25 protein-coding genes are annotated in these 24,790 nt (G+C 45.9%); 14 read left to right on the forward strand and 11 right to left on the reverse strand.

Annotated elements, in window-relative coordinates:
- Window positions 1-129: 129 nt before the first annotated feature.
- The gene (locus KNP99_RS09320; protein WP_088838529.1) at window positions 130-588 is read left to right on the forward strand and encodes a MarR family winged helix-turn-helix transcriptional regulator; all 459 of its coding nucleotides are present in this window, start codon (window positions 130-132) and stop codon (window positions 586-588) included.
- Window positions 589-759: 171 nt separating this feature from the next.
- Window positions 760-1,392, forward strand: a complete 633-nt coding sequence (locus tag KNP99_RS09325) for an NAD(P)H-dependent oxidoreductase (protein ID WP_029332013.1) — start codon at window positions 760-762, stop codon at window positions 1,390-1,392.
- 49 nt (window positions 1,393-1,441) lie between these two features.
- Here the strand turns inward: KNP99_RS09325 and KNP99_RS09330 are convergent, their stop codons facing one another.
- Entirely contained in the window at window positions 1,442-2,164 is a 723-nt protein-coding gene (locus KNP99_RS09330) for a WecB/TagA/CpsF family glycosyltransferase (protein ID WP_088838168.1), read from the reverse strand.
- A gap of 81 nt (window positions 2,165-2,245) precedes the next feature.
- On the opposite strand from KNP99_RS09330, the gene KNP99_RS09335 reads away from it, so the two are divergent.
- A complete protein-coding gene (locus KNP99_RS09335; RefSeq protein WP_214845937.1) occupies window positions 2,246-2,905 on the forward strand; it encodes a uracil-DNA glycosylase in 660 nt (219 codons plus the stop codon).
- Between the two features lie 156 nt (window positions 2,906-3,061).
- Here KNP99_RS09335 and KNP99_RS09340 read toward each other — a convergent pair whose 3' ends face one another.
- Complete coding sequence (locus tag KNP99_RS09340; protein ID WP_214766381.1) at window positions 3,062-3,868, reverse strand: Cof-type HAD-IIB family hydrolase; 807 nt, start codon at window positions 3,866-3,868, stop codon at window positions 3,062-3,064.
- 126 nt (window positions 3,869-3,994) lie between these two features.
- Here KNP99_RS09340 and KNP99_RS09345 point away from each other — a divergent pair, with 126 nt between their 5' ends.
- From KNP99_RS09345 to KNP99_RS09370, 6 genes are all read left to right on the forward strand, one after another.
- Window positions 3,995-5,257 carry a hypothetical protein gene (locus tag KNP99_RS09345; protein WP_214766383.1) on the forward strand — a complete coding sequence of 421 codons (1,263 nt, stop codon included), beginning with the start codon at window positions 3,995-3,997 and terminating at the stop codon, window positions 5,255-5,257.
- Window positions 5,258-5,280: 23 nt separating this feature from the next.
- On the forward strand, window positions 5,281-5,973 hold the full coding sequence (locus KNP99_RS09350) for a response regulator transcription factor (RefSeq protein ID WP_088838164.1): 693 nt from the start codon (window positions 5,281-5,283) through the stop codon (window positions 5,971-5,973).
- Window positions 5,970-7,355 (forward strand): sensor histidine kinase, encoded by a 1,386-nt coding sequence (locus tag KNP99_RS09355; protein WP_214766385.1) that lies wholly within the window; start codon window positions 5,970-5,972, stop codon window positions 7,353-7,355. Before KNP99_RS09350 ends, KNP99_RS09355 begins: the two co-directional genes overlap by 4 nt.
- A gap of 97 nt (window positions 7,356-7,452) precedes the next feature.
- A complete protein-coding gene (locus KNP99_RS09360; RefSeq protein WP_088838162.1) occupies window positions 7,453-7,833 on the forward strand; it encodes a DUF1499 domain-containing protein in 381 nt (126 codons plus the stop codon).
- Complete coding sequence (locus KNP99_RS09365; RefSeq protein WP_029332004.1) at window positions 7,830-9,257, forward strand: dihydrolipoyl dehydrogenase family protein; 1,428 nt, start codon at window positions 7,830-7,832, stop codon at window positions 9,255-9,257. The genes KNP99_RS09360 and KNP99_RS09365 overlap by 4 nt, the downstream gene beginning before the upstream one ends.
- A gap of 3 nt (window positions 9,258-9,260) precedes the next feature.
- Window positions 9,261-9,794, forward strand: coding sequence for a DUF420 domain-containing protein (locus tag KNP99_RS09370; RefSeq protein WP_088838161.1), 534 nt, complete (start codon window positions 9,261-9,263; stop codon window positions 9,792-9,794).
- A gap of 593 nt (window positions 9,795-10,387) precedes the next feature.
- Here KNP99_RS09370 and motB read toward each other — a convergent pair.
- The 3 genes from motB to KNP99_RS09385 all read right to left on the reverse strand — a co-directional run bounded on the left by motB (window position 10,388) and on the right by KNP99_RS09385 (window position 12,261).
- Entirely contained in the window at window positions 10,388-11,161 is a 774-nt protein-coding gene (gene motB / locus KNP99_RS09375; RefSeq protein ID WP_088838160.1) for a flagellar motor protein MotB, read from the reverse strand.
- Window positions 11,136-11,921, reverse strand: coding sequence for a flagellar motor stator protein MotA (gene motA, locus KNP99_RS09380; protein WP_088838159.1), 786 nt, complete (start codon window positions 11,919-11,921; stop codon window positions 11,136-11,138). The genes motB and motA overlap by 26 nt, the downstream gene beginning before the upstream one ends.
- Window positions 11,922-12,021: 100 nt before the next feature.
- Window positions 12,022-12,261, reverse strand: coding sequence for a hypothetical protein (locus KNP99_RS09385; RefSeq protein ID WP_029331998.1), 240 nt, complete (start codon window positions 12,259-12,261; stop codon window positions 12,022-12,024).
- Between the two features lie 160 nt (window positions 12,262-12,421).
- Between KNP99_RS09385 and KNP99_RS09390 the strand changes: the two genes are divergently transcribed.
- Window positions 12,422-13,813 carry a TrkH family potassium uptake protein gene (locus KNP99_RS09390; RefSeq protein ID WP_088838158.1) on the forward strand — a complete coding sequence of 464 codons (1,392 nt, stop codon included), beginning with the start codon at window positions 12,422-12,424 and terminating at the stop codon, window positions 13,811-13,813.
- Window positions 13,814-13,888: 75 nt separating this feature from the next.
- Here the strand turns inward: KNP99_RS09390 and KNP99_RS09395 are convergent, their stop codons facing one another.
- From KNP99_RS09395 to KNP99_RS09405, 3 genes are read right to left on the reverse strand one after another with little or no spacing between them, the layout of a single operon-like run.
- Window positions 13,889-14,629 carry a sugar nucleotide-binding protein gene (locus KNP99_RS09395; protein ID WP_214766387.1) on the reverse strand — a complete coding sequence of 247 codons (741 nt, stop codon included), beginning with the start codon at window positions 14,627-14,629 and terminating at the stop codon, window positions 13,889-13,891.
- Window positions 14,626-15,711 carry an SDR family oxidoreductase gene (locus KNP99_RS09400; protein WP_088838156.1) on the reverse strand — a complete coding sequence of 362 codons (1,086 nt, stop codon included), beginning with the start codon at window positions 15,709-15,711 and terminating at the stop codon, window positions 14,626-14,628. Before KNP99_RS09400 ends, KNP99_RS09395 begins: the two co-directional genes overlap by 4 nt.
- Entirely contained in the window at window positions 15,708-17,846 is a 2,139-nt protein-coding gene (locus tag KNP99_RS09405) for a PAS domain-containing sensor histidine kinase (protein WP_214845939.1), read from the reverse strand. Before KNP99_RS09405 ends, KNP99_RS09400 begins: the two co-directional genes overlap by 4 nt.
- Before the next feature lie 191 nt (window positions 17,847-18,037).
- Here KNP99_RS09405 and KNP99_RS09410 point away from each other — a divergent pair, with 191 nt between their 5' ends.
- Both KNP99_RS09410 and KNP99_RS09415 read left to right on the forward strand, forming a co-directional pair.
- A complete protein-coding gene (locus KNP99_RS09410; RefSeq protein ID WP_214845941.1) occupies window positions 18,038-18,562 on the forward strand; it encodes a restriction endonuclease in 525 nt (174 codons plus the stop codon).
- A gap of 171 nt (window positions 18,563-18,733) precedes the next feature.
- A complete protein-coding gene (locus KNP99_RS09415) occupies window positions 18,734-19,210 on the forward strand; it encodes an LURP-one-related family protein (protein WP_088838151.1) in 477 nt (158 codons plus the stop codon).
- A gap of 43 nt (window positions 19,211-19,253) precedes the next feature.
- Here the strand turns inward: KNP99_RS09415 and KNP99_RS09420 are convergent, their stop codons facing one another.
- Window positions 19,254-19,874 carry a DUF1836 domain-containing protein gene (locus KNP99_RS09420; protein WP_088838149.1) on the reverse strand — a complete coding sequence of 207 codons (621 nt, stop codon included), beginning with the start codon at window positions 19,872-19,874 and terminating at the stop codon, window positions 19,254-19,256.
- A gap of 117 nt (window positions 19,875-19,991) precedes the next feature.
- Here KNP99_RS09420 and KNP99_RS09425 point away from each other — a divergent pair, with 117 nt between their 5' ends.
- Window positions 19,992-20,639, forward strand: coding sequence for a diacylglycerol/polyprenol kinase family protein (locus tag KNP99_RS09425; RefSeq protein WP_088838148.1), 648 nt, complete (start codon window positions 19,992-19,994; stop codon window positions 20,637-20,639).
- Between the two features lie 111 nt (window positions 20,640-20,750).
- Here KNP99_RS09425 and ald read toward each other — a convergent pair whose 3' ends face one another.
- Together ald and KNP99_RS09435 are read right to left on the reverse strand one after the other, a co-directional pair.
- A complete protein-coding gene (ald, locus tag KNP99_RS09430) occupies window positions 20,751-21,875 on the reverse strand; it encodes an alanine dehydrogenase (RefSeq protein ID WP_214808370.1) in 1,125 nt (374 codons plus the stop codon).
- 131 nt (window positions 21,876-22,006) lie between these two features.
- Entirely contained in the window at window positions 22,007-23,224 is a 1,218-nt protein-coding gene (locus KNP99_RS09435; RefSeq protein ID WP_029331984.1) for a PucR family transcriptional regulator, read from the reverse strand.
- A gap of 162 nt (window positions 23,225-23,386) precedes the next feature.
- Between KNP99_RS09435 and KNP99_RS09440 the strand changes: the two genes are divergently transcribed.
- Window positions 23,387-24,763 carry an alanine/glycine:cation symporter family protein gene (locus tag KNP99_RS09440; protein ID WP_088838145.1) on the forward strand — a complete coding sequence of 459 codons (1,377 nt, stop codon included), beginning with the start codon at window positions 23,387-23,389 and terminating at the stop codon, window positions 24,761-24,763.
- The last annotated feature ends 27 nt before the right edge of the window (window positions 24,764-24,790 follow it).

Below are 24,790 nucleotides of genomic sequence, written 5' to 3' on the forward strand. Positions count from 1 at the left end.
ATGGAACGCGTTCCACGGCAAGAACAATTTCAAGAGGAAGAAGGCATGAGGATTTTGACCGCAATTGACCAATGTAAAAAAGAGGACTATGATTATTTGCGAATCAAGATAAAGAGGGGCGAACGTAAAATGGAAGCGACAGATTCGAAACTAGCACTAAAATTGCTCGTAGTCTTATCGCGAACGATGCATGCTGTGACGGAACAAGTAAAAGCAGACATCAAGACCCATCAATTGAATCCTTCAGAATTTGGTGTGCTTGAGTTGTTGTATCATAAAGGCGATACACCGCTCCAGCAAATCGGCGACAAGATTTTATTGACGAGTGGAAGTGTCACTTACGTAGTAGATAAACTTGAAAATCGTGGACTACTAGCACGCAAATCTTGCCCGACAGACCGTCGCGTCACATTCGGTACGTTGACTGAGGCAGGTCAAGCGTTGATGGAAGAAACGTTCCCGAAACATGAAGCATTTTTGATGGACTTATTCAGCGACTTGACGGTTAGCGAAAAAGAACAATTGATTGATCAACTTAAACGAGTCGGGTACCGGGCAGATAATTATACGCATTCTGAAAAAGCGTAATGCCAGCCGATCCATTCAATCTAGATGGAATGTCACCGAAAGGTGAGATTTCATCTTTTTTGTTTGTCTTTTCATAGAGTTAATACTTTGAAATCAAACGAATTGACAAATGAAAATGATGTTGGTATGTTTAGTTACAGAAATTACTTTAAATAAAAAGGGGAAATAAAAATGACTAAATTACTTTATGTAACTGTAAACCCAAAATCTACGGAACATTCGTTCAGCCTTCAAACAGGTGAAGCGTTCCTTGAAAGCTATAAAGCAGCAAACCCGAATGCAGAAGTAGAAGTACTTAACCTCTACAGCGAAGACGTCCAAGAAATCGATACAGACGTATTAAGTGCATGGGGCAAATTCGCGACAGGTGAAGAGCTTTCAGAAGTCGAAATCGCTAAAGTCGGGACAATGACGAAACACCTCGAGCAGTTCATGGCAGCTGACGAATATGTTTTCGTTACACCAATGTGGAACTTCTCATTCCCGGCACGTCTCAAAATGTACATCGACAGCGTTCTTCTTGCTGGAAAAACATTTGCCTACACAGCTGAAGGTCCAAAAGGATTGATGGAAGGTAAAAAAGCACTCCACATCCAAGCAACAGGCGGCGTTTACACAGGTTCTGGTTTGAACTTCGGTGACGATTATCTCCGTCAAGCACTCGCATTCACAGGTGTGACTGAATACGACGCGCTCTTCATCGAAGGTATGGCGATGAACCCAGAAAAAGCAGAAGAAATCAAAGAAGAAGCAATCGCAAAAGCGAAAGAACTAGGTCGTGCGTTCTCAACGGTCAACGCGTAAGTTAAAAAAATCCCTTCGTCCGAATGACTGGACGAAGGGATTTTTTTGATTAGATGTGTGATTTTTTACGTAGAACAAGCAATGCAAACAAAACGAGGTCCTTCAGTTTCTCGAAACCGCGAGGGTGTGTCGAAATACGGTAAAGCCATTCTAGTTTTAGTTTGCGGAACACTTTAGGGGCTCGTTTGCTATGACCGGACCAAACATCGAAGGCACCACCGACCCCGATGAAGATGCCGCGATCGACGAGATCATAAACGGAAGCAATCCATTGCTCCTGCTTGGGTGCTCCGAGCGCGACAAGGATTAAATCAGCCTGTGCAGAGCGAATGGCGTCGGCAGCTTCCTGATCCTTACCGAATCCATGAAATGTCCCGACGAACTGGATATTCGGAAAACGGATCGATAATTGTTTAATCAACGATTTCATGACTTCCGGGCGACCTCCGAGTAAGAAGACACGTTTGTGTAAATTGTCAGCCGTTCGCAACAATTCCCGTGCTGTTTCAATTCCAGGAAGCGTCGCCTGCAACGGGTTGCCTAGACGTTTACTGGCGGCAGTCACACCGATGCCGTCTGGTGTGATGAACGTCGCTTTTTTCAAGATGACGTTGTATTCCGGATCACGTAAAGAGCGGAGAACGAGCTCAGGATTTGCCGTCACAAGAAAAGCTTTTTCATTGTCGTGTAAGACTGTTTTAATATGGGTATACCATGTCGATGGTGTGGCATTGACGAACGGTAACCCGAATAGTTCTGTTGTTTGAATCATTGTTAATCCACCTCATTTTCCATCATAGCAGAACCCATCTAAACAAACAGGGTCCTAAGACCGAAAAAGGAGTGAAGTTGTATGCATCCTGCTTGGCAAACGATTTTAAAAGAAGAAAAAGAAAAAGAATATTTTCAACAACTTTGGTCGTTCGTTCAATCGGCCTATCAAGAGACAACGGTTTATCCGGAGAGGGATCGGATTTTTCATGCGTTTGATGCGGTCGCACCGTCAGCCGTTCGATGCGTCATTTTAGGACAGGATCCTTATCATGGACCTAATCAAGCGAACGGATTAAGCTTTTCCGTGAACGACGGGGTCAAGATTCCACCGTCGTTACGAAACATGTATAAAGAACTTGTAACCGATTTAGGATGCACGCAACCAACGACTGGAAATCTCGAAAAGTGGTCGGATCAAGGGGTGTTCCTCTTGAATACATCGTTGACGGTCGAAGATGGGAAGGCCGGATCCCATGCTAAAAAGGGCTGGGAGGCCTTTACTGACCGAGTGATCGAAGTACTCAGTGCACAGGAGGAACCGATTGCGTTTATTCTTTGGGGAAATCATGCAAAAAGTAAGAAAGTATTAATTGATACCTCGCGTCATCTGATAGTGGAGTCGGTCCATCCGAGCCCGTTATCGGCGAACCGTGGTTTTTTTGGAAGTCGGCCTTACTCGCGTGTCAATCAGTGGCTCGAAGAACAAGGGCGCCAACCGATTGATTGGTGTATCTCATGAAACAGAGAATATTCTAAACGGGATTAGACGGTTGACAAACGAACAGGAAATTCTGTTTTGGGTAGGAGGTTCACTACAAAAAGCCGAATGATTTCCCCCTTTTAAGTGCGGGAAGACATTCGGCTTTTTGTAGTTAGCGCATCGTCATCTGAAAACTCAATCCATCATGAATTGTTCGATGACGAGTGCGATGCCGTCTTCATCGTTTGAAGCCGTCATATGCTGAGCGCGCTCTTTGACGGTATCGGCAGCATTTGCCATCGCAACACCGAGGCCTGCCCATTCAATCATCGATAAGTCGTTGTTGCCGTCCCCGCAGGCGATGACGTCTGCTTGTTTAATACCGAGGTGACGAGCGAGAAGTTCCAAACTCGTACCTTTCGTCACACCAGCTTCTGTGAACTCAAGGAAGAAGGGTTTAGAACGTGCGACTGCGAGTTGACCCGCAAGTTCGACTTGAAGTTGTTGTTCGACTTCCGCTAAGCGTTGTTCTTCAGCAAGCATCAGACATTTGACGACTGGCTCTGTTACGGAAGCTTTAAAGTCCGGTACCGTGATGACGTCCATCCCCGTCAATTGACCTTCAAGCGTCGTATACTCGTTCGGTGTCTCCGTAAAAATTTCGTGACCGACGTACGTATGGATATAGATGCCTTCACGACGACTTAAATCGTAAAGCCCATGAACCGTTTCCGGGCTGAGTGTACTCGAAAACAGTGATTCGTTTGTCTGACAGTTGATGATGGATGCACCGTTGAAACTAAGGATGAAACTTCCGTAACGTTCGAGTTCAAGTTCCTTCGCTAAATCAGTCATCGCATAAGTAGGTCGTCCGCTCGCGAGGACGACTTTTTTTCCGCGACGTTGTACGTCGAGTAGTGCCTGTTTCGTTTTTTTGGAAATCGTATGGTCGCTCGTCAACAATGTATCATCAAGATCGAGCACAATCATTTCGTAAGCCATTCAGTGTAAGCCCCTTTCAATTATCTGTTCTATCGTATCAAGTTGCCTCCTATTCGACAATATACTCTCCTTAGGAAGAGTATGATACAGTTTGATTAGAGCACGAATGGAAAGGATTCAACCACTATGAGATATGTTGCCATTATTTTATCGACCCTATATTTAGCAGGATGTGGCCTGAGCCTGCCGCACCCTGCGACCTTACTACAGCATCCGGCCCTACCGAAATGGGAGACTGCATTAAAGGAAAAAATTGAGCACGACCTCCCGGAACGAGCAGAAATCATCGCCCCCCGAAACCAGTCGATATCACGGTTATATGAATTGATCGACCTGAATCAGGACGGTCATCAAGAAGCGGTCACCTTTTATCGGACTGAAGTGAACGGAGACTTCCAAATTCATTTATTGGTTCACGAGCGTAAACAAGAGAGTTGGTCATTAAAGGTACGACGATCGATTGCAGAAGGAAAGGCAATCGACCAACTGCATGTTGTGTTGAATCGGATGAAAACGTCTAATCAATTAGTGATTGGTATATCGAACCTTGAGACGAACACGGTTTATCTCTTAAAAAATCTCCTTCAACCAACGGCAGACATTACGAAGGTAGATACATACGATCGAGTCACGATTGCTGACTTAAATCAAGATCAGCAACAAGATATGCTTCTTTTGAAAAAAGGGCGACCGGCAAAAGTGATGTACTACAAGGATGTGTTAAATCCATCTGATCGCCAGGCGATGTCTTTGACGACAAAAGAGGGTGACTTGTTCGCGGATCATGATTTGTTTGAAGTTGATTCGATTGATGTGTCTAAAAAAAGAGGATTGCTCATTTCTTTTACACGTGATGCCGCGATGCATGTGGCGCTGTTTCAACTGGACGAAGGTCGGCTTGTGCAGCATACATTCGGCGATCAAGCAGAAATCATCGAACCGATGTATACGTATCCGAAAGACGTTGATAAAGATGGAATCGTAGAGTTTGCACACCAGTACACACCAAAAAACAGCAGTGGTCCGATTGGTGAGGACAAACCGCATATCACGGCCTATTACACATGGAACGGCTTGGACGTGGCGCCTTTTCTCGAATCGGGATTTGAACTCCGAGAAGAACAATACATCGATTTAGAATACAATTTCGTCATGCGCTTCCCGGCGCGCTGGGCGACGCGAGAGACGATTGATAAAAAAGATAATCGAATCCGCTTCATCAATCAGGAGACGAATGGGATTGATTTCGAAATCGAAGTGATTCCGAAGAATCAGTACATTGCCAGTCCACAAAAAAAGAAAATCAAAGAAGGCATTGACTACGTTTATGTCGTGGATGTCACAAAATCATATGAAGAGTACGCAGCGAACGTAACGCTCGTCGAATAGAGTCGAAGTAGGAGGAAGCGAACATGACAAAAATATTAGTGGCTGAGGATGAACACGCGATTCGAAGTTTCATCGTCATTAATTTAAAACGGGCAGGGTATGAAGTGAGTGAAGCGGAAAATGGACGAGAAGCGTTAGAACAATTTAAACAAGAGACATTCGATATTATGTTACTCGATATCATGATGCCTGAAGTCGATGGATTTGCTGTATGCGAGCAAGCACGGGCGCAAGATGAAGTCGTCGGGATCATCATGTTGACAGCGCGGACACGTGAGGAAGACAAAGTCATGGGGCTCAGTGTCGGGGCGGACGATTACATCGCGAAGCCGTTTAGCCCGGCCGAATTACTGGCTCGGATTCAATCGTTGTTACGACGCGTCGAAACGTTACGTCGTCGGAAGCAACCACGCGAGCTGATTTCAGGACCATTCCGGATTGATCTTGGCGCGAAGCGTGTCCAAAAAGGAGGCGTCGATGTCGAAGTGACGCCGACAGAGTACGATTTACTTTGTCATTTCATTAAAAATGAAGATCAAGTCATGTCACGGGATGAATTGCTTGATGCCGTCTGGGGAGAAAACTATTTCGGCGATCGAAAAACCGTCGATGTCAACATTCGTCGTCTTCGTCAAAAAATTGAAGAAAACCCGGCTGAACCACAGTTTATCGAAACGTTGTGGGGGCATGGCTACAAGTGGCGTAACGAAAAATGAAACGACAGATATTGATGCGGTTCATGACGATTATTACGGTGACCGTTCTGCTCGTCATCGGGATTTTATCGTTTGTGACCTATAACTATTATTATGTGACGGCGACAGACGTCTTGAAGCGGCATGCGAATGCGAGCGCTGTCCTATTCGCAAATAGTGGCTTGGCATATGACTACATGGATTCAGATGCGACGATTCATGACGTCCTCGATTCCTATGCGTATGAAGATGCTGAGATTGAGGTGCTGGATGCGAAGGGCGTCCCCCGCTATTCGTCGACTGGCTTCATCTCAAAACGAAAATTAGTGAACGAAGAGATTACACAACTCCAAGCTGGGGAAACAATAACGAAGCGTTATGATGATGTTGCAACGGATGAACATCTGCTTGAAGTGACAGAACCCGTCGTCTCTTTCGGACAGACGACAGGGGCGTTACGCTATACGACGTCACTCAATCAAATCGATCAACGGGTTATGGAGATTTGTTTAGCAATCCTTTTGCTCGGAATCCTCATTTGGGGGCTCGCCTATATTTATTCTTCCCGACTCGTCTCCTCGATCGTCCGACCGATTCAAGAAGTCATCGGGGCGTCAGATCAAATTGCAAAGCAACATTACGACGTTAAAGTGAATGAGGCCTATACGTTCGAACTGGGAGAACTCGCGCGGACGATCAACTACATGGGACAACAGATCAAGCAACAAGAAACGTTGAAAGATGAATTTATTTCTGGGATATCACATGAGTTACGGACACCGCTGACTTCAATCAAAGGATGGAGTGAAACATTGCTCGCAGAGAAAGAGCGTCTACCGGAAGAAGCCTCGCTCGGTATGGGCATCATCCACTCGGAGACGGAACGACTGATTTCACTCGTTGAACAGTTACTCGACTTTTCGAAGCTTGAGACGAGTCGCCTCGTCTTATACCGTCAGGAAGTCAACTTGACGGAAATCATCGAAGCCGTCACGGCTCAACTGCGTCAAAAGGTCGAAGAAAAAGAAGTCACCATCGTGCGGAAGTTACCAGCACAAGTCATCGGTCTCTACGACGAGAATCGACTGAAACAAGTCTTCTTGAACCTCTTAGATAATGCGATTCGTTTTTCGCCCGTAGGTGGCGAAATTACAATCCGTCTCGTCCGTTCAGAACGTGTGCTCTTTTTATCCTTTAGTGACGAAGGACCAGGAATCCCGAAAGAACATTTACGTCATGTCACGGAGAAATTTTATCAAGTCCAAAAAGGAAAAGGTGGGACCGGGCTGGGTCTATCGATTTGCCGTGAACTCGTTGAAGCACATGAAGGAAAACTATTTATCGATAATCAACCAGAAGGTGGTGCTATCGCGACAATCTTGCTTCCGGTGACGAAAGCATAACAGGGGAGTCGAATGAGAAGCGCTTTCGAAATCGAACTGGTAAAGTAAAATGGGAATAGTATTTATTTTTTCAAGAAATGAAACGGAGGAATCAGACATGGCACTTGGCGTCTCAAATGGAGCATTAAGTCTGCTAAATGGAAAACCGAACGCAGTATCGACACAAACGGATCAACAAGCGTTAAAGATGGACCCATTACCGTTCAAAGGTACGATGAAAGATTCGAAATTCCAAGTCATGCGGATTTTGCAAAGTCTCGATCGAGTTAAAATCGTGAAAGAAACACCAGACTATATCCATGCTGTCTTCTCGAGTAAGTTTTTCCACTTTAAGGATGATGTCGAATTTTATTTTGATCAGTCGACTCATCTTGTTCATTTCCGGTCTGCCTCACGCGTCGGTTACTCCGACTGGGGCGTCAATCGAAAGCGGATGGAAGATATCGTTAACCGTTATCAGAAGGAGGAGTCACAATGAAAAGTTATCAACTCGTTGTTATCGGTGGTGGAGCAGCAGGCATGACTATTGCAGCTGGTGCTGCAAGTCTTGGTGCGCACGTCGCTTTGATTGAACGTCATACGCATCTCGGTGGAGATTGTTTACACTACGGGTGTGTCCCGTCAAAAGCGTTGATTGAAGCAGCACACGATGTCTATGTCATGAAGCAGACTGCTGAAAAATATAATGTCACATTAAATGGTGACGCGGTCTACTCGAAAACGAAAGCGAGCGTCGACCGGGCACGAAACATCATTCAATCACATGACGGAACAAAACGGTTCGAAGACTTAGGCGTAGATGTCTATATCGGTGAAGCGAGTTTCCTCAGTGCAAACGAAGTCGAGGTAGCAGGACAACTTGTTGTCGGGGAAAAATTTGCAATCTCGACAGGCTCGCAACCAATCATTCCGCCAATCGATGGTCTTGATACGGTTCCGTATTTGACGAACGAAACGATTTTTGAACAGACGGAGCGTCCAGAACGTCTGCTCGTCATCGGGGGCGGCGCAATCGGGATGGAGCTGTCGCAAGCCTACGCGCATCTTGGAACAGAAGTGACGGTCATTGAAGGTGCAAAATCACTGATGCCGAAAGAAGATAAAGGCATGGTTGAAGTCTTGCAACGCCAAATTGAGCAAGAGCTTGTGTTGCATCTGAACACGACGGTGACGCAAGTTCGAAAAGCGTCAGGTGGGATTGAAGTCACGGTCGAAACGGATGGAGAATCACGTGTCATCGAAACGGATGCCGTACTCGTCGCTGTCGGACGTAAACCGCGGATTGAAGCCTTACGCCTCGATCGCGCCGGTGTTGATGTGCAAAAAGGGTACGTGCAAGTCGACGCATCACTTCGGACGAGTCAACGGCACATCTTTGCTGTCGGTGATACGATTCAATCGTTACCATTCACACACGTCGCGGGTCTTGAAGGTAAGACGGTCGTTACGAACGCCTTGTTCGGTTTACGGACGAAGCCCGATTACCGTGCCGTCCCGTGGGTCACATTCACGACGCCTGAGCTGTTCCATCTTGGATTGACCGAAGAAGAAGCACGCGAAAAATATGACGAAATCAAGGTTTATCAAACAGGCCTCGATGAAGTCGATCGTTTCGTCATCAATGGTCGGACAGAAGGCCGCGTCAAATTGATTGCGAACAAACGTGGTAAACTAATTGGTGCTCATGCGATTGGGGAGCAAGCTGGCGAGTGGATGCAAGAAGTCGTTTATGCGATGGCTCGTAAAGATAAAGTCGGTCAATTGTCACGTGTCGTCCACCCGTATCCGATTCGTGGTGCGGCTGTGCAACGTGCGGCTGATCTTTACTGGCGTGAGCGTCTCTTTGATGGTCCATTGCCGAAATGGTTGAAACGATACTTTGACTGGAAACAAGGAGAATGATTCATGCAAGAACCTGCTAAACGGCGTAATTTTGTGCCGGTCGTCATTATTTTGACGCTCGTCATCAACTTACTTGTCGCCTTACTTTTTTTCGCGCCACCGCTTCAGGTGAGTGATGGCTTTGATTGGACGTTGTTACCGTTTTTCAATGCGATTTTTAACAGTTTTACGTTCATGCTCCTACTTGGAGCATGGATTTCTATTCGTCGGGGAAACCGGATCAATCACCGTCGTTTCATCGGTGGTGCCATGACGACGACGACACTCTTTTTAGTTTCTTACGTGACGTATCACGCCGTGAGTGAGTCGACGAAGTTTGGCGGCGAAGGATTCGTTCGCCCGGTCTATTTCTTTATTTTGATTTCGCATATCATTTTGGCAGCGGTTATTGTCCCGCTCGTCTTGATGTCGCTCGCACATGCGCTCAATCAAAATTTCGAGAAACATAAAAAATGGACACGTTTTACGATGCCGCTCTGGCTGTATGTCAGTCTGACGGGTGTCATCGTCTACATCATGATTCGTCCATATTACTAAAAATGAATGTTCGAGTTAAGTGGGTCTTCACGCAGCTTGTCTGTGTTTGGGACTCACTTTTTTTGTTCCTCACTTAGTGCAATGTGAATTGCTTCTTTGAAGACAAGGCGAGAAAATTGACATTATTCCTGCAGCATGTTCACGCTTCATAAAAAGGTTTTTACAGTCTAAAGGGATTGCTCATCAATGTTAGATGGCAATCCCTTTAGACTGTAGACAACGTGCTATCGTGACATTAAGCGTTTTTTTTCGTTGCTTTCCTCGGGCGAGGCGCAAGCCATTGCTCCTTGATCCTAGCGGACAACGAGTAGGGTCTTGCCTGCCTCTGAAAGTGCGTTTTCAACGCACTTTTTCCCGTAGGAGTCAACGAAACGTGACGCTCTTTAGGTAATACCGTGACGGCAAACCGGGCATGCAGACGATTTAGAGCGTAATCCGTCTCGAATCGTTTTAGAACCGCGAAAAGCAATCGGTCGCGACCCTGCAGCATGTTCATGCTTCATAAAAAGGTTTTTACAGTCTAAAGGGATTGCGCATCGATGTTAGATGGCAATCCCTTCGTGTATATCTTCATCTTCGAAATTAGTTGTTTCTTACGGTTTGACCGTTGTTTCATCTAGCAAATTCGCTGCTTTGATATCAAGTAACGGACGGACGAGGACTTCGACGCGCCGATTTTGACTCCGTCCACTTTCTGTTTGATTCGAAGCGATGGGTTGGTATTCGCCGTATCCGGTGACGGTGAACCGTTTTGGTTCTAACTTTGGATTTTTTTGCAACGCACGCATGAAACTGATGGCGCGTTCCGTACTGAGTTCCCAGTTCGACGGGTATTGTGCCGTACGAATGGGGATGTTATCTGTATGACCAGACACTTGAATTTGACGTTGTCCAGATTTGACGAGTAAGTTACTCATCCCTTGAGCAATTTGGATGGCTTCGCCTTTGACTTCAGCTTGCGCAGGAGAAAATAGAGCGCGATCTCGAATCGTGAAGACGAGACCTTCATTCGTGATTTCGACTTTAATATCTTTTTCGAGCTTTTCTTTTTTGATATAGTCGGACGCTTGGGCTTTAATTTTTTCGAGCTCTGAGATTTCAAAACTTTGTGCTTTCGTCCGAGCATCCGTCTTTTTTTCGTCCTCTTCTTCTTGTGAAGTCGCGAGCGAGCTATTGGTAATCATGCCGGAGCCACCGTTGAAGACGGAACTGAATGATTGAGACATCGCTTTTAGTTTGACGGCATCGACGTTACTCGAAGCAAAAAGGACGATGAAAAGCGCAAGTAACAGAGTCAAAAGATCGGCATACGGAATCAGCCAACCTTCCGAGATGTGTTCATCATGCGGCTTCTTTTTCCGCTTCATAAGTTTCACGCTCCTTCGGCGTCAGATACACGAGTAGCTTATCCTCCAAGTTTTTTGGAGATTCCCCGTTTTGAATCGAAAGAATTCCTTCAATGATCATTTCATAGAGTTGAATTTCATTTGCTGATTTTTGTTTGAGTTTCGTCGCGAATGGAAACCATAAAACATACCCAGTGAAAATCCCGAATAATGTGGCGATGAAGGCACCCGAGATTGCGTGTCCGAGCTTCTCGATATCCGACAGATCGGATAGGGCGGCGACTAGACCGATGACGGCCCCTAAAACACCGAGGGTCGGAGCATATGTACCAGCTTGTGTGAAAATGTTCGCGTTCGCATGGTGGCGTTCTGTCATGTTTTCGAGGTCGCGTGTCATGACATCTTCCACATATTCAGAAGGTTGACCATCGATGACCATCATGACACCACGTTTCATGAACGCGTTGTCGACTTCTTCAATCGCTGTTTCGAGCGATAAGAGACCTTCTTTACGCGCTTGCGTCGATAGTGTCAAAAATTGAAGCATGAGATTTTGTTTGGTCATTAAATTTTGTTCGAAGAAGATGACTTTGAACAGGGCTGGAATCAATTTGAGCCGTTCCTTCGGGAAGGAAATCATGATGGCTGCTGCTGTACCTGCGAAGATGATGACGAGTGCCGCAGGGTTCAGTAAGGCGATTGGAGGAGCACCTTTTAGAATCATTCCTCCGACGAGCGTGATGAGTCCAAGAATAATACCGATTATCGACACGATATCCATTGTTAATTGTGCCACCTTTCCACATGTTGTTAGGGTCGTGAACGAAAAAATAAAAAGAGCAGAAGACGCATCTTCTGCTCGGAAATCCAAAAACCGAGAATTAAGCGCCGTTTTCGTCGATTAGCAATTGAATGCTTTCGTTTCGTTCGTCACGCTCTATATCGGTTAATACGTCGTATTTTTTTAATACATTATACAATTCATTTAGAATCGGTTGTTCCAGATGTAACGATAATAATTCCTCGAACTGATAATATAACTGTGCGGGCATCCATTGTGATTGTCGTTCTAGCCTTCGCGAGACATCCTCAATCGAATGGTCAGCCGTCCTAGGGTCCACTGTTTCCCTCAACCTCCTTTAAAGTTAACACGTCTGCTTTTATCTATTTTACCAAAAAAAAACGAAAACGTTTAGTTGATTGCAAATTTCGATAGAACTAATGTTTTCGAGAGAGTATGATAAATGCAATTGAGTAATCTCATCTAGGAGGAGTCAACGCATGTTTTCGCATAAAAGACATACACGTTTAGCGAAATTTGGAGATTTTGGAGAACGAACGTATCATCAATTATTTGATAAACCAGCCCGTTTCATCGCGACTGGATTCACATTGACGATTTTGCTCGGAGGATTATTGTTGTGGATCCCCTGGTTTCAACAAAGCGATAGCCACGTTGCATTAATTGATTGTCTGTTCGTCGCGACATCGGCTGCGACGGTGACGGGGCTTTCGCCGATTAACATTGCAGAGTCCTATAATTTGTGGGGGCAACTGATTTTAATGATTTTAATTCAAATCGGTGGTCTCGGATTCATGACGATTGCACTTGTTCTACTTAGTGTCACAGGTCGAAAAATCGGGATTCGTCAGCGGATCATCATTCAAGAGATGTTCAACTTAGATAGTCCGGGAGGAACGATTCGACTCGTCCGGAACATTCTCTTGACGACCGTCATCCTGGAGTTGATTGGGATGATCTTACTTGCTCTCGATCTGTTCATTCAATACAAATATACGCTCTCAAAATCACTGTATTATGGTCTGTTTCATGCGGTCTCCGCCTTTAATAATGCCGGTTTTGCGTTATGGGGAGACAGTTTGACGTCCTTCCAACAAGATACGACATTCATTTTTACGATTTCTGCTCTATTGATGATTGGGGGATTGGGCTTCACGGTCATCGCTGATGTTTCGGCTAACCGCAGCTTCAAGAAAATTTCATTACACTCGAAATTAATGATTTTATCATTACTCGTCATCAACGGTATCGGGACGGTCGCGATGATGGTGTATGAGTGGGTCTCACATCTCGGTTCCCTTCAAAATTATTCGTTCTTTCAAGCACTACATATCGTTTTCTTCCAAGTCGTGACGACCCGGACGGCAGGGTTCCAGACGATTGATTTGACGACGATGGTGCCACTTTCGATCGGTTTGATGATGGTTTTGATGTATATCGGAGCGGGGTCGGCGTCGACGGGATCAGGCATTAAAGTCACGACAGCAGCCGTCATCTTAAAGAACGTCTGGACGTATCTACGGGGACAACGAGAAACGGTCCTGATGCGTCGGACCGTCCAGGCGCAGGCCGTATCAAAAGCTTATGCGATTGCTATTTTCAGCATTTTATTCATCGGTGTCATCACAACGCTCTTGGCACTGTCGCAACCGAATATCTCGTTTACAGGGCTCTTCTTCGAAACGGTTTCCGCATTCGGGACGGTCGGACTTTCGTTAAATGTGACATCAGAGTTGAATGATTTTGGAAAAGGACTAATCATGTTCATGATGTTGCTTGGACGTGTCGGTTCCTTGACGATTCTCTTCACGGTCGCGACGCAACACAATCGCTTGATTCGTTATCCGAAAGAAAATATGCTGATTGGTTGATTGGCTGTCAGTAGCAGATGTCTCCTAAAAAGTGCCTCACCGTTCGATAACGCATCGAATGGCGAGGCACTTTTCTTACATAAATGATAATCGATCTGAGATTGGGGCAATGGTCACCCGAGTATCCTTCATTCGATCATCACGCTGGATTGTATTATCTTCTTCGATTTTCCATTTCGAACCGTGGTATACATTTAATGCTGTAGCGATTTCAAAGAAGGAATGGGTCGAATTTCCATTGGCAAGATAAAGGCCAGGTGTTTGAGTCGTCAAGATTGTATAGAGCGTTTGCGCCGTATCTTCTAAAAAAGAGCAAGCGGGATACCAGTTTTTACTTGCCGGAATGGGACCCGTTGAGGCATGTCGTTCTAAATAATCAATCATATTATTTGATCCGGCAACCTGACCGATTTGCCAGCCGATCCGGACGATGTAGGCGTCAGGATTGACTGCTTGGATAAGTCGTTCGCATGTTCGTTTATAAAAACCGTAGTCATCGTCTGCTTCCGGAAGTACAGATGGATCATGCGGTCCCTGTTGATGATTTGCGTAGACAGAAGCCGTGCTCGTAAAGAGAAAGGGAATGTTACGCTCAAAAGATAGCCGTGCCAATGATTCTGCAAATTCAGCAGAACCCATTCCGATGTGTAAGAGTAGATCAGGTTGGACCTGATCAATAAAAGCTTCCATGATTGCGGGATCAGTCGTCGAGACAACCGATCGATCCCAAGCTGTAACTTCATACTGATGCATGCGTAAGACGTCTGCAAGTACAGGTGCGACTGTACCATTCATACCGGTAACAAGAGAATTCATTGTGTTTTCTCCATTTCGGGATGTTGAATTTTATAGTAATCGACAAGTCGTGGAAGAAACTCAGCAAGATCAGGACACACAATACCAGTTCCGTCTAAATCACGAAGTGTGTTCGTCGTATCGTAGTGAACAGGGTGAACAAAGTAATCAAGCGTCTGCCGCTGCATCTGTAAGCGCGTAGCGATACGCGGGGTCAACAGGGACGTCACGAGGCGAAACGGGACGACACCTCGTGGAGAAGCACCATAGTAGGTATCATGTAACAGCTCATAAATCGTCCGTGCGCCGTGTGGGAATGGATCCGTCAGGTGATACGTTTGACGGACGCCGCTTGGTACATGGCTTAAATAGGTCGTCGCAGCGATGACATAATCATACGGAACGAGATTGACGAGTGCATTGACTCTACCTGCATAAGGAAGGGGGGCGAATTGCTTGAGCAGGCGCAGCGCATTTAAGACGAAATAAACCCCATCCCACTTTGGTGTCTCCCCTGTCTCGGAGTGACCGACAACGATACCTGGACGAATAATCGTGTAAGGAAGTGAACCGACTTCTTCATGAAAGCGAACTTCTGCCAGGTACTTCGTTTCTTCGTACGCATTTTTGAATGATGCGGCATGTTTGAGGTTTTGTTCAAGAACCGTCCCGGTCCGGAGCCCGGAGACATAGGCGGTGCTGAAGTAGATGTAGCGTTCAAGATAATGCAACGTATGAGCAAACTGCGTCACGTTCGATGTTCCGATGACGTTAATTCGAAAAGCGATATCAAATGTCGTCGCCAAGTCATACAGTGCTGCCAGGTGAAAGAGATGCGTCACTTCAGTCGACAGTCGTTGCTTCGTCTCTGTGTTCAATCCTAATCCGGGTGTTGTGATATCACCTTCTAATAAAACGAGTTGTGCTTCTTCAAGACGCGTGTGTTCGAGTAACGATTCCTTTTTTGCTAAGGCACTTGTTCGTTCGCTCGGTAGATGAAGCAAATAAAACCGGTCAATTTGTTCCGGCACAAGAGCGAGACGTTCAATTAATTTGGTGGCAAGGAATCCGGGGAATCCTGTCATGAAATAAGTCCGTTTCATTTTGCATAATCCTTTCTTGAATCTAAATCGAGTACAACCGTGAAAGTCGACCCTTGATGGAGCTCCGACTCGACGGAAATCGCCCCACCATGTGATTCGATGATTTCTTTACAGATCGCAAGACCGAGGCCGGTTCCGCCAATCTTACGGACGGCTGAATTATCGACACGGTAAAATTTCGTGAAAAGCTTATCGAATGCATTTTGAGGAATTCCGAGACCGTGATCAGTCACAGTAATGATGGCTTGCTCGCCTTGTGTGTGTAGACTGACCGTTACGTGGTCGGCGGATGGTGAATATTTGATTGCATTCGAGAGTAAGTTCAAAACGACTTGTTTAATTTTATTTTCATCAGCGACGATCATGACAGGATCTTCCTTTACATCAAGCACGATGCGATGGGTTTCGGCCGTTTCACCAAAAGCGTCCGTTGTATCGAGGAGCAGTTGACGTAAAGAGAATGATTTAAAATCGTACGGTTGTTTGCCGCCTTCCATCCGTTGAATATCTAAAAATTCATTGAGGAGCGTCGTTAACCGCTTGGCTTCTTCATGCATGATTTCGACATAGCGTTGTATTTTTTCAGGTGTGAGCTTACGATAGCGCAACAACTCCAAATAACCGAGAATCGATGAGAGGGGTGTTCGGAGCTCATGCGATACGGTACTGATGAGTTCATCTTTGACCTGGTCCATTTTTTGCTCTTCTGTCCGGTCGCGGAAGACGAACAAAAAACCATGACGGGAGATGCGACTACGTTCCTTCTTAATTGAAGTCGCATAAAACTCGAAGTAAAGATGATTGGATTCATTCGGACGTTGTAGTGTAAACCGAAATGACAGTTCAGAATGCTTGCCGGCAAGGAGTTCTTCGACTTGTTGTAGCATCTCATAGCGGGTCGCGAGATCGAGATTCGGAATCATACTGATCCGCTCTTGAATCTTGCTTGGTGCAATCCCTGGAACATCGAGCAGTTTTCGGGCTTTGACGTTCATGAAGATGAAGCTGCCATCTTCTTCTGTCAGTAAAAACCCTTCGTTTGAAGCTTGCAGAATCGATTGGGTGATATCGCGTTGACGCATGATGGCATTTTTTTCACGTTCCAACATGCTCTCGATTTTTTTACGCTCACTGATATCCCGAATGACGGCGACACGCATCCGTGTTTTTTCGTACATGATTTCGCGCGGGAAAATTTCAATTTCGACAGGTGTCCCGTCTGCCCGTTGTCCGATGACCTCGTACGGATCATTACGGTGGAGTTCGATACGCCGGCTGACCTCTTCATGAAAGTCAGGATGGATGAAATCCAGGGCATTGCGTCCCTTGATTTGTTCAAGTTTTGTACGGAAAATCACTTCAGCTGCTCGGTTCGCGTCGAGAATGGTACCACGGTCGTGGAAGATGACCGCTTCGACGATTGATTCGGAAAACAGACGGAAACGGCGTTCACTTTTCGTCAGGTGTGACTCAATTTGTTTTTTGGCACTCATATCAACGATGAACAAGAAAAATTGTCCGTCTGCTAGACGGGTCATATACAATCGACCATAGAAGGTCGAGCCGTCTTTACGGTGATACACCCATTCGTTTTCCGCATCACGCCCGTGCAACAATAAGACATCGGCTGGAGATAAGTCTTTTAAATTCAACTGCTCCAAGTGTCGCTTCCGCTCATCAAACTCTGCGTGATCGTGTAAGTCATCAGGACATCTTCCGATCAGCTCGTGTTCTTCGTAACCGAACAAGGTACCTGCTGTTTCATTAAACGCGGTAATATGGAAGTCTGCGTCTGTGACGAGTAGGGCAGCATCTAATGTCGATTCGAGCAAGCGGTCGATCGCGAGCGATTTAACGGAAACGACGAAAAGGGAAGTCTGCGCAATCGGTGAGACGATGAGTTCGTAAGGGATTACCCGGAAGTGGACCGAATCAGATAATGGAAGAGACTGTTCGTCGAGTGAGAAAAGTGAAAACAGTGACTTGTCATTGGAGTCGGTAGGGAATTGGGCGTGAAAGGTATCATTCACAAAGTTAATTCGGCCCATCCGATCCACTAAAGCGAGCGGTTCTGAGACGGCACGTAAGGTCGCACGGATAAGTGCTTCTGCGGATGTGGATGAGTGTTCAGTCATAAGCGACCTCCTTTCAAAAAATAAAGTCCGGTGCATGATGATTATTAAAAAACGTAATCTTCTCTCAACACTTATTCTCCATCTGCGTTGTTCGTTCCTTTCGAGGAAGCGAACCGAAAGAGAATTTAGTATATTAATTTTAAAGAAACCGATTGAATTCGAGTCAACTCAGAGTGAAGGAGAATCAAGTCATGCAAATACGTACGAAACGCAGAATAATCGCACTACTGTTCGCGGTGCTCGGAGTCGCCGGAACTTATTTTTTTTCGAGTTCCTGGGAACTTTTAATTGTCGGAATCAGTATAGTAGGATGTATCGTTTTTTTATTACTTTCCTTCTTTACCCCTTCACTTGCGAATCGAATTGATCGCATGGAAGGCAGGGAGTTTGAAGAGTGGCTCGTCGAACTATTTGAAGGTGCCGGCTATCGCGTTGAACTGACGCCGGCCTCAAGAGATTTTGGGGCGGATTTATTGATTGAAGACGCACAAGGGTATAGAATAGCGATTCAAGCAAAACGTTATGGTGGACCGGTTGGATTAGAGGCGGTTCAACAAGTCGCCGCGGCAGTACCTTTTTACGACATGGATGAAGGATGGGTCGTGACGAATTCGACGTATACGGACGCCGCATGTCGCTTGGCAGAACCGAATCGGGTGCGCTTGATTGATCGAGAAGAATTGCTTGAGTTTGCACGAGAAATTGGCTTTCACTGATGTTGTCGAATGATTGTCGACAAAAGGGGGTTGTCAATTTGTTCAAACGGTGCAATAATCATTTTCGTTAACGAAATATCATAGAGATAAAGAAAGTTAAACTATTCAGGATGTCTAAATATACTGGGGACGAAATACCAGCACTTTTTAGCAGTGAGAGGAGAATTTCTGTTGCGCAAAGTTGTCTATGTGCAGGGTTGCGTTTTTTCGCAAGGTCATGCCGCGATTTATGATGAAGCACACCAAATGATTGGTGCGGTTCAACACGACGAGACAGGTCGTGTTCAAGTAATGAATGGTGAAGGTAGAGGGGTAGCGTTTGGAAAGTTCATCCCGACATGTAAGAAATGGGTCGTGATGAACCATGATGGTCAAGAGGTAGGTCAAATGCGTGAGAAGTTTTCACTCTTCTCGAAGAAATGTGAATATAACGTGTACGAACGAGGCACGTATGTCATTTCCTTCGACCTGACAAAAGGGAAATTCTCAGTCCGAAGTGCGGCAGGCGAAGTCGTCGCAGAATTGCTGCAAGACGGCGATGAATATCGTCTCGTAAAAGATGCTGACAAACTCTCAATGTATGAACTGCTGTCCGTCTTAAAGAGCTTGACGAACTCCGTCAACTATAAACCACTTACAGCTGTATAAAAAAAGATGTCCTTCAGTTTATTCTGGAGGGCATCTTTTTACTTCAAGATTGTAAAACTTGCTGGAGACGCTGTTTTGCTTCGTGCGTCAGGTGCGAAATACGACGGGCGTACAGACAGAGCTGTAAGACGTGGACCGTCTCAGGTCGATAGGCATGGATACGCTCTAAAGAGCGTCTCAGACGCTTCTCCGTCAGTTCGATTGGTCCACTCGTCTCTGCATGCTGTGTATAGACGAGATAAAAGTCGAGCGGACTGATTAAATCATCTTCATCGATATTGGGGTTCTTAAAAACGATCGTCAATAATTCACGTGTTTCTTCTAAAGAAAAGAGATGCTTTAAGTCATCAAGTAAGTAGATGATGGCTGCCTGATTGATCGAGTATTTTTTCCCGCGATGCGGAACACCGATGATGTCCCGTACTTCACGCTTCGTCCAGTTTTGAATCGTCGTCGCAGACATATGTTCTCCAATTAAGGCATTCGCGAGATGGACGATTTCGTTAATCGATAAACCATTTTTCGTCGCATCAAATTGTTTGAGGCGATGGATGACTTTCGGAAGATCCGATTCATCCTCGGAAACGAGTGTGCCGATCCCTTTTCCTTCTTTTAAATGTGATAGGCAGTTAGATAACGTTTGCACGGCTTGAGCATCATACATTCAGAATACTTCCTCTCTAGGACGTCATTTGACCCTATGTTATCAAATGAAGGTTCGAAAGAGCAAACGGCAATCAGACAAAGTACAATAGAATGGAGCAAAAGAAGGAGGATTCATATGGAATGGGTTGCTGCTGTTGGAACAATCGTCATCATTGGACTCATCTTGTTCTTGTTGGAAGCGATTGGTCGACGCGTGGGAGCAGAGCCGGAAACGGTTCGGAAATGGATTCATATCGCAGTCGGGCATTGGGTCTTTCTGGCGCTTGCCTGGATCGATCATTGGTATGTCGCAATCGTCCCGTTATTATTTTTCACGGTCGTTAATCTGCTGACCTTAAAACGCGGGACGGGTCAAATGAATCAAGTGGAACGCATATCTTACGGGACGGTCTACTACCCGATTTCTTTACTGATTCTAGTCGGACTCTTTTTTGAACGAGAACCAATGGCACTTGTTGCCGGCAGCATGGTGCTCGCGTGGGGCGACGGAATGGCTGCTTTAGTAGGTCGACGCTACGGGAAGACGTTTTACACACGCGGGGCGATTAAACGATCGTTTGAAGGAAGCATCGCGATGTTTTTATTCTCGTTCCTCGTCCTGACTTCCACGTTTCTTATATATGCATTACCGGCTTGGATTGCAATCAGTTACGGTTTTTTGCTTGCGAATATTGCTGCCTTGATTGAAGCCGTGTCCTATCGCGATTTAGATAATGTTTTCATCCCGCTTTCAATCGGTGCACTCGTTGCGTTTGCGCTTTAATAGATGTTGCTACTTGCTTCACCGGTAAGACGCCGCGCGATTCAGGTAAAAACAAAAAGCAGCGGATTTCTTCTATAAAGAAGAAACCTGCTGCTTTTTTGCTGTTTTCTATTAAGCGTGAAGGTGCAATACATCTTCAACGGATTTATACGTGTAACCGAGGTCGCGCGCGACTGCTTCGTACGTCACGAATCCTTGCGCGACGTTGAGACCTTTTTCAAGCGAAGTATTTTCAGCAAGTGCACGGTGTGTGCCTTTGTTCGCGAGTTCGAGAACGTAAGGAAGTGTTGCGTTCGTAAGCGCGAGTGTCGACGTCCGTGGAACAGCACCCGGCATATTCGCGACGGCATAGTGAACAACACCGAATTTTTCATACGTTGGATTATCATGTGTCGAAATACGGTCAACGGTTTCGAAAATTCCGCCTTGGTCAATCGCGACATCGACGATGACAGCACCTGGTTTCATTCGTTCAACCATCTCTGCTGTCACGAGCTTCGGTGCTTTCGCTCCTGGAATCAAGACGGCACCAATAACGAGGTCACTTTCAGCGACGGCTTCTGCAATCGTATACGGATTCGAAATCAACGTGTTGATTGAGTTACCGAAAATATCATCAAGTTGACGAAGGCGCTCAGGACTGACGTCGATGATCGTCACGTCAGCACCAAGACCGACTGCGAGTTTTGCTGCGTTCGTCCCAACGACACCACCACCGATGACAGTAACTTTTCCGCGGCGAACACCAGGGACGCCTGCAAGTAGAATCCCCATTCCACCATGCGGTTTTTCAAGGAACTGTGCACCGATTTGTGAAGCCATCCGACCAGCGACTTCACTCATTGGTGTCAGAAGTGGCAATGTCCGATTTTTTTCGACCGTTTCATAAGCGATTGCCGTAATCTTCGAGTCAACAAGTGCCCGTGTGAGTTCTGGCTCCGCTGCAAGGTGTAGATAAGTGAACAAGGTTAAGTCGGGACGGAAGTATTGATATTCTGAAGCGATGGGTTCTTTGACCTTCAATGCAAGCTCAGCAGTCGCCCAAACTTCTGCCGCTGTTTCGATGATTTGTGCACCAACTTCGATATACTCTTCGTTTGTAAAGCCGCTCCCCATACCAGCAGATGTTTCGACGATGACTTGATGTCCATGAATCGTTAACGCTGCTACCCCGGCAGGTGTTAACGCAACACGGTTTTCGTTGTTTTTAATTTCTTTTAATACTCCAATGATCATAAGAGCGATCCCCTTTCGCAAATGAACAACCAATAACCCTTTAACTACTTACTTCTCCCTCAGTATACGAGAAATGAAAGCGTACGACTTTATCGGTGTTTTCAAAAAATAAGAGGATTGTTTGTGAGAAATCACAAAAGGTAACGGTCGGCTTTCAAGTAAAGATAAAGTAACGAACGTTCAGGTAATGATTCCATCCGAATGCCGGCTTCTTCTTCGATGCGCCGCATGCGGTATAAGATCGTATTCGGATGGACGTGAAGGTGGGCGGCAACTTGTTTGACGTTTCCATCGTAATGCAAAAACCACTCGAGCGTTTCGCATAAAGAAGCTGTGTGTTTCAAGTCGTAAGCGCGAAGACGTTCGATTTCTTCCAGTCGAACCGTCCGTCTCCGTAGGCGTTCTGAAAAGATAGGTAATAACTGGAATAGTCCGAGTCGCTCGTATCGCGTCACATTTTGAAGTTCGAAAGGATAGGCGTCTTTGAGACGTAAGACGATACCTGCTTCTTCGTAACGTTCTGGAATCGACTGCACGCCGGTGAAAACTTCACTGCTCGATACAACAAATTCTGTATAAGAAAACCGTTCGGCGAGTAGTTGGCGGAATGACTGGATGAAAGCATCGAACTGAATGCGTTCATGCTGAATGTCACGATCGTTTGTGCTGATCCACAAAATAAAATCTGTCGTGTCGTATGCATACAGCAGGGGACGTACCGTCTGTTGAATCGTCAATAAATAACGGAGGCGATCGGCTAGACGCGGCGTAATGGCTTCCGGGAAACGGATGACCATTAAGCGACTGATTCCCGGCGGAGCGAGATGAAGTTTTGAGAACGTCTTTAGGATTTCACTTTCGGGTAACTCTTCATGGAGTAACTCAAAAAAGAATTGCTCCGTCTGTTCTTCTTGCCGTTTTTTTTGCATGTCGATTGCAAGCAACTGTCGTTGTGCAAGCATGGCACCTTTCTTTAAATCGCCTAGCTCTGAAGCCGTGAAGGGAGTGTTGCGAGCGATTGACCAAATGTAACCGAGAATCTCCATATCTTGTTTAATGGCAATGGCGACGCGGTCGTTCAAACCAACGCTCGTCCGGGCAGTGATGACGAGTGGATCATCTTGAGCCGCTAAGCTTTGGATGACCTCATCTTTCCAAAGTTGATCGATGACGGATTCAGGGACACGGCGGCCGATGATGGTAGCGACACGGGCAGGATCTGTATCAGTCGTATGCGTACTGTAGGCGAGCAGACGATGATTGCGGTCTTCAATCGTTATCGGTGCATTGAGTGCGAGGCCGATCGCTTCTGCTAAATCATCGAGGGAATGGTACGTTGCTTCTAACATAAATGAAGTTCCTTCTTTCTCTATCGTATTCCTTATGTTTAGTATACAACCGTTTGTGTATAACCACAAAAACAATCGATTTATATTGTAGGAATAAACAAAAATATGCTAAGGTGAGCGGCAGAGTCAACTGAGATAGAGATAGAGAGGATTTGGAGTGCGATGGAAGTGTTACACATGATTTCATCATGGATTTGGGGAATCCCGAGCATGGTGTTATTGGTCGGGACGGGCTTATATTTTACGGTTCGTCTTCGAGGATTACAGTTTCGCCGGTTAAAACAAGCGTTTCAACTCGCATTGACGAAAACGGGGCATGGTGAAGGGGAAATCAGTAGCTTTCAAATGCTGATGACGTCACTGGCTGCGACAATCGGGAATGGGAACATCGCCGGAATTGCCGTCGCTTTGACGATGGGGGGGCCAGGTGCAATCTTTTGGATGTGGGTGATTGGTCTCGTCGGGATGGCGACGAAGTATGCCGAGAGTCTGTTAGCGATTTTATTTCGTCAGCGAAACGATCGTGGTGAAATTGTCAGTGGACCGATGTACTACATCGAGAAAGGTCTTGGAAAAAGTTTTAAGCCGTTAGCGGTTGCGTTTGCCTTGTTTGGTCTGATTGCTTCTTTTGGCGTCGGAAATACGGTCCAGGCGAATGCGATGTCGACGGTATTGAAGCAGACGTTCCACATCCCGTTACTTGCTTTTGGAGTTGTACTAGCCGTCGCGGTCTATTTCTCGATTCGTGGTGGGCTTGAGCGTGTGAGTTCAATCTCGACGATTTTTGTACCGGTGATGAGTTTGCTCTACATCGTGGCGGCACTCATTATTTTAGTTCTTCAAGCGAACCAAATCATTCCCGCGTTAGGGCTGATTGTACAATATGCGTTTCAGCCGCTGGCACCAGTCGGCGCATTTGCGGGTGTGTCCATCATGGTTGCCATGCAGGTTGGTGTCGCACGTGGTATTTTTACGAACGAAGCCGGACTGGGAACAGCTGCTTTAATTGCCGGGTCTGCTAAAAGTGAACGACCTGCAGAACAAGGATTGATTTCGATGACGAGTACGTTTATCGTGACGTTGATCGTTTGTACGATGACGGCACTCGTTTTAATGACGACTGGATTTTGGGATCCGACGGGAGGGACGTTATCAGGTGTCACACATGACGGCTCATTGACAGGAGCGGCACTTACATCGGCCGCATTTGCCAGTGTACTTGGACCACTGGGTCAATGGACGGTTGCCTTCTCGGTCTTCTTCTTTGGGTATTCGACGATTATCGGGTGGTATGTCTATGGTGAGAAATGTCTTGAATATTTAAGTGGTGCGACGAAATTCAATCGCCTCTACCAAGTCATCTTTGCATTAGCAGCCTGTTATGGAGCAATCGCAAATTTAGAATTGTTGTGGCTGGTCGCTGATATTGCGAACGGTCTGATGATGATTCCGAATTTAATCGGGATGTTATTATTATCGAAAATCGTCATTGATCATACAAAAGAGTACGAAGCCGGTACGATTCGAAAAGTTGCTTAACAAGAAATAGAGAAAAATAGCCGTCCC

Origin of the sequence: Exiguobacterium sp. s95 (assembly GCF_018618655.1) — a bacterium.
Lineage (GTDB): Bacteria > Bacillota > Bacilli > Exiguobacteriales > Exiguobacteriaceae > Exiguobacterium_A > Exiguobacterium_A oxidotolerans.

Excerpts from the sequence above, each read along its gene's own strand:
- KNP99_RS09425 (WP_088838148.1), top strand. The coding sequence starts at position 19,992 with ATGGAATGGGTTGCTGCTGTTGGAACAATCGTCATCATTGGACTCATC.
- KNP99_RS09410 (WP_214845941.1), top strand. The coding sequence starts at position 18,038 with ATGCAAATACGTACGAAACGCAGAATAATCGCACTACTGTTCGCGGTG.
- KNP99_RS09320 (WP_088838529.1), top strand. The coding sequence starts at position 130 with ATGGAAGCGACAGATTCGAAACTAGCACTAAAATTGCTCGTAGTCTTA.
- KNP99_RS09345 (WP_214766383.1), top strand. The coding sequence starts at position 3,995 with ATGAGATATGTTGCCATTATTTTATCGACCCTATATTTAGCAGGATGT.
- KNP99_RS09395 (WP_214766387.1), bottom strand. The coding sequence starts at position 14,629 with ATGAATTCTCTTGTTACCGGTATGAATGGTACAGTCGCACCTGTACTT.
- KNP99_RS09350 (WP_088838164.1), top strand. The coding sequence starts at position 5,281 with ATGACAAAAATATTAGTGGCTGAGGATGAACACGCGATTCGAAGTTTC.
- KNP99_RS09325 (WP_029332013.1), top strand. The coding sequence starts at position 760 with ATGACTAAATTACTTTATGTAACTGTAAACCCAAAATCTACGGAACAT.
- KNP99_RS09355 (WP_214766385.1), top strand. The coding sequence starts at position 5,970 with ATGAAACGACAGATATTGATGCGGTTCATGACGATTATTACGGTGACC.
- KNP99_RS09440 (WP_088838145.1), top strand. The coding sequence starts at position 23,387 with ATGGAAGTGTTACACATGATTTCATCATGGATTTGGGGAATCCCGAGC.
- KNP99_RS09405 (WP_214845939.1), bottom strand. The coding sequence starts at position 17,846 with ATGACTGAACACTCATCCACATCCGCAGAAGCACTTATCCGTGCGACC.
- KNP99_RS09370 (WP_088838161.1), top strand. The coding sequence starts at position 9,261 with ATGCAAGAACCTGCTAAACGGCGTAATTTTGTGCCGGTCGTCATTATT.
- KNP99_RS09330 (WP_088838168.1), bottom strand. The coding sequence starts at position 2,164 with ATGATTCAAACAACAGAACTATTCGGGTTACCGTTCGTCAATGCCACA.
- KNP99_RS09340 (WP_214766381.1), bottom strand. The coding sequence starts at position 3,868 with ATGGCTTACGAAATGATTGTGCTCGATCTTGATGATACATTGTTGACG.
- KNP99_RS09365 (WP_029332004.1), top strand. The coding sequence starts at position 7,830 with ATGAAAAGTTATCAACTCGTTGTTATCGGTGGTGGAGCAGCAGGCATG.
- motB (WP_088838160.1), bottom strand. The coding sequence starts at position 11,161 with ATGAAGCGGAAAAAGAAGCCGCATGATGAACACATCTCGGAAGGTTGG.
- KNP99_RS09400 (WP_088838156.1), bottom strand. The coding sequence starts at position 15,711 with ATGAAACGGACTTATTTCATGACAGGATTCCCCGGATTCCTTGCCACC.
- KNP99_RS09390 (WP_088838158.1), top strand. The coding sequence starts at position 12,422 with ATGTTTTCGCATAAAAGACATACACGTTTAGCGAAATTTGGAGATTTT.
- KNP99_RS09435 (WP_029331984.1), bottom strand. The coding sequence starts at position 23,224 with ATGTTAGAAGCAACGTACCATTCCCTCGATGATTTAGCAGAAGCGATC.
- KNP99_RS09335 (WP_214845937.1), top strand. The coding sequence starts at position 2,246 with ATGCATCCTGCTTGGCAAACGATTTTAAAAGAAGAAAAAGAAAAAGAA.
- ald (WP_214808370.1), bottom strand. The coding sequence starts at position 21,875 with ATGATCATTGGAGTATTAAAAGAAATTAAAAACAACGAAAACCGTGTT.
- KNP99_RS09420 (WP_088838149.1), bottom strand. The coding sequence starts at position 19,874 with ATGTATGATGCTCAAGCCGTGCAAACGTTATCTAACTGCCTATCACAT.
- motA (WP_088838159.1), bottom strand. The coding sequence starts at position 11,921 with ATGGATATCGTGTCGATAATCGGTATTATTCTTGGACTCATCACGCTC.
- KNP99_RS09360 (WP_088838162.1), top strand. The coding sequence starts at position 7,453 with ATGGCACTTGGCGTCTCAAATGGAGCATTAAGTCTGCTAAATGGAAAA.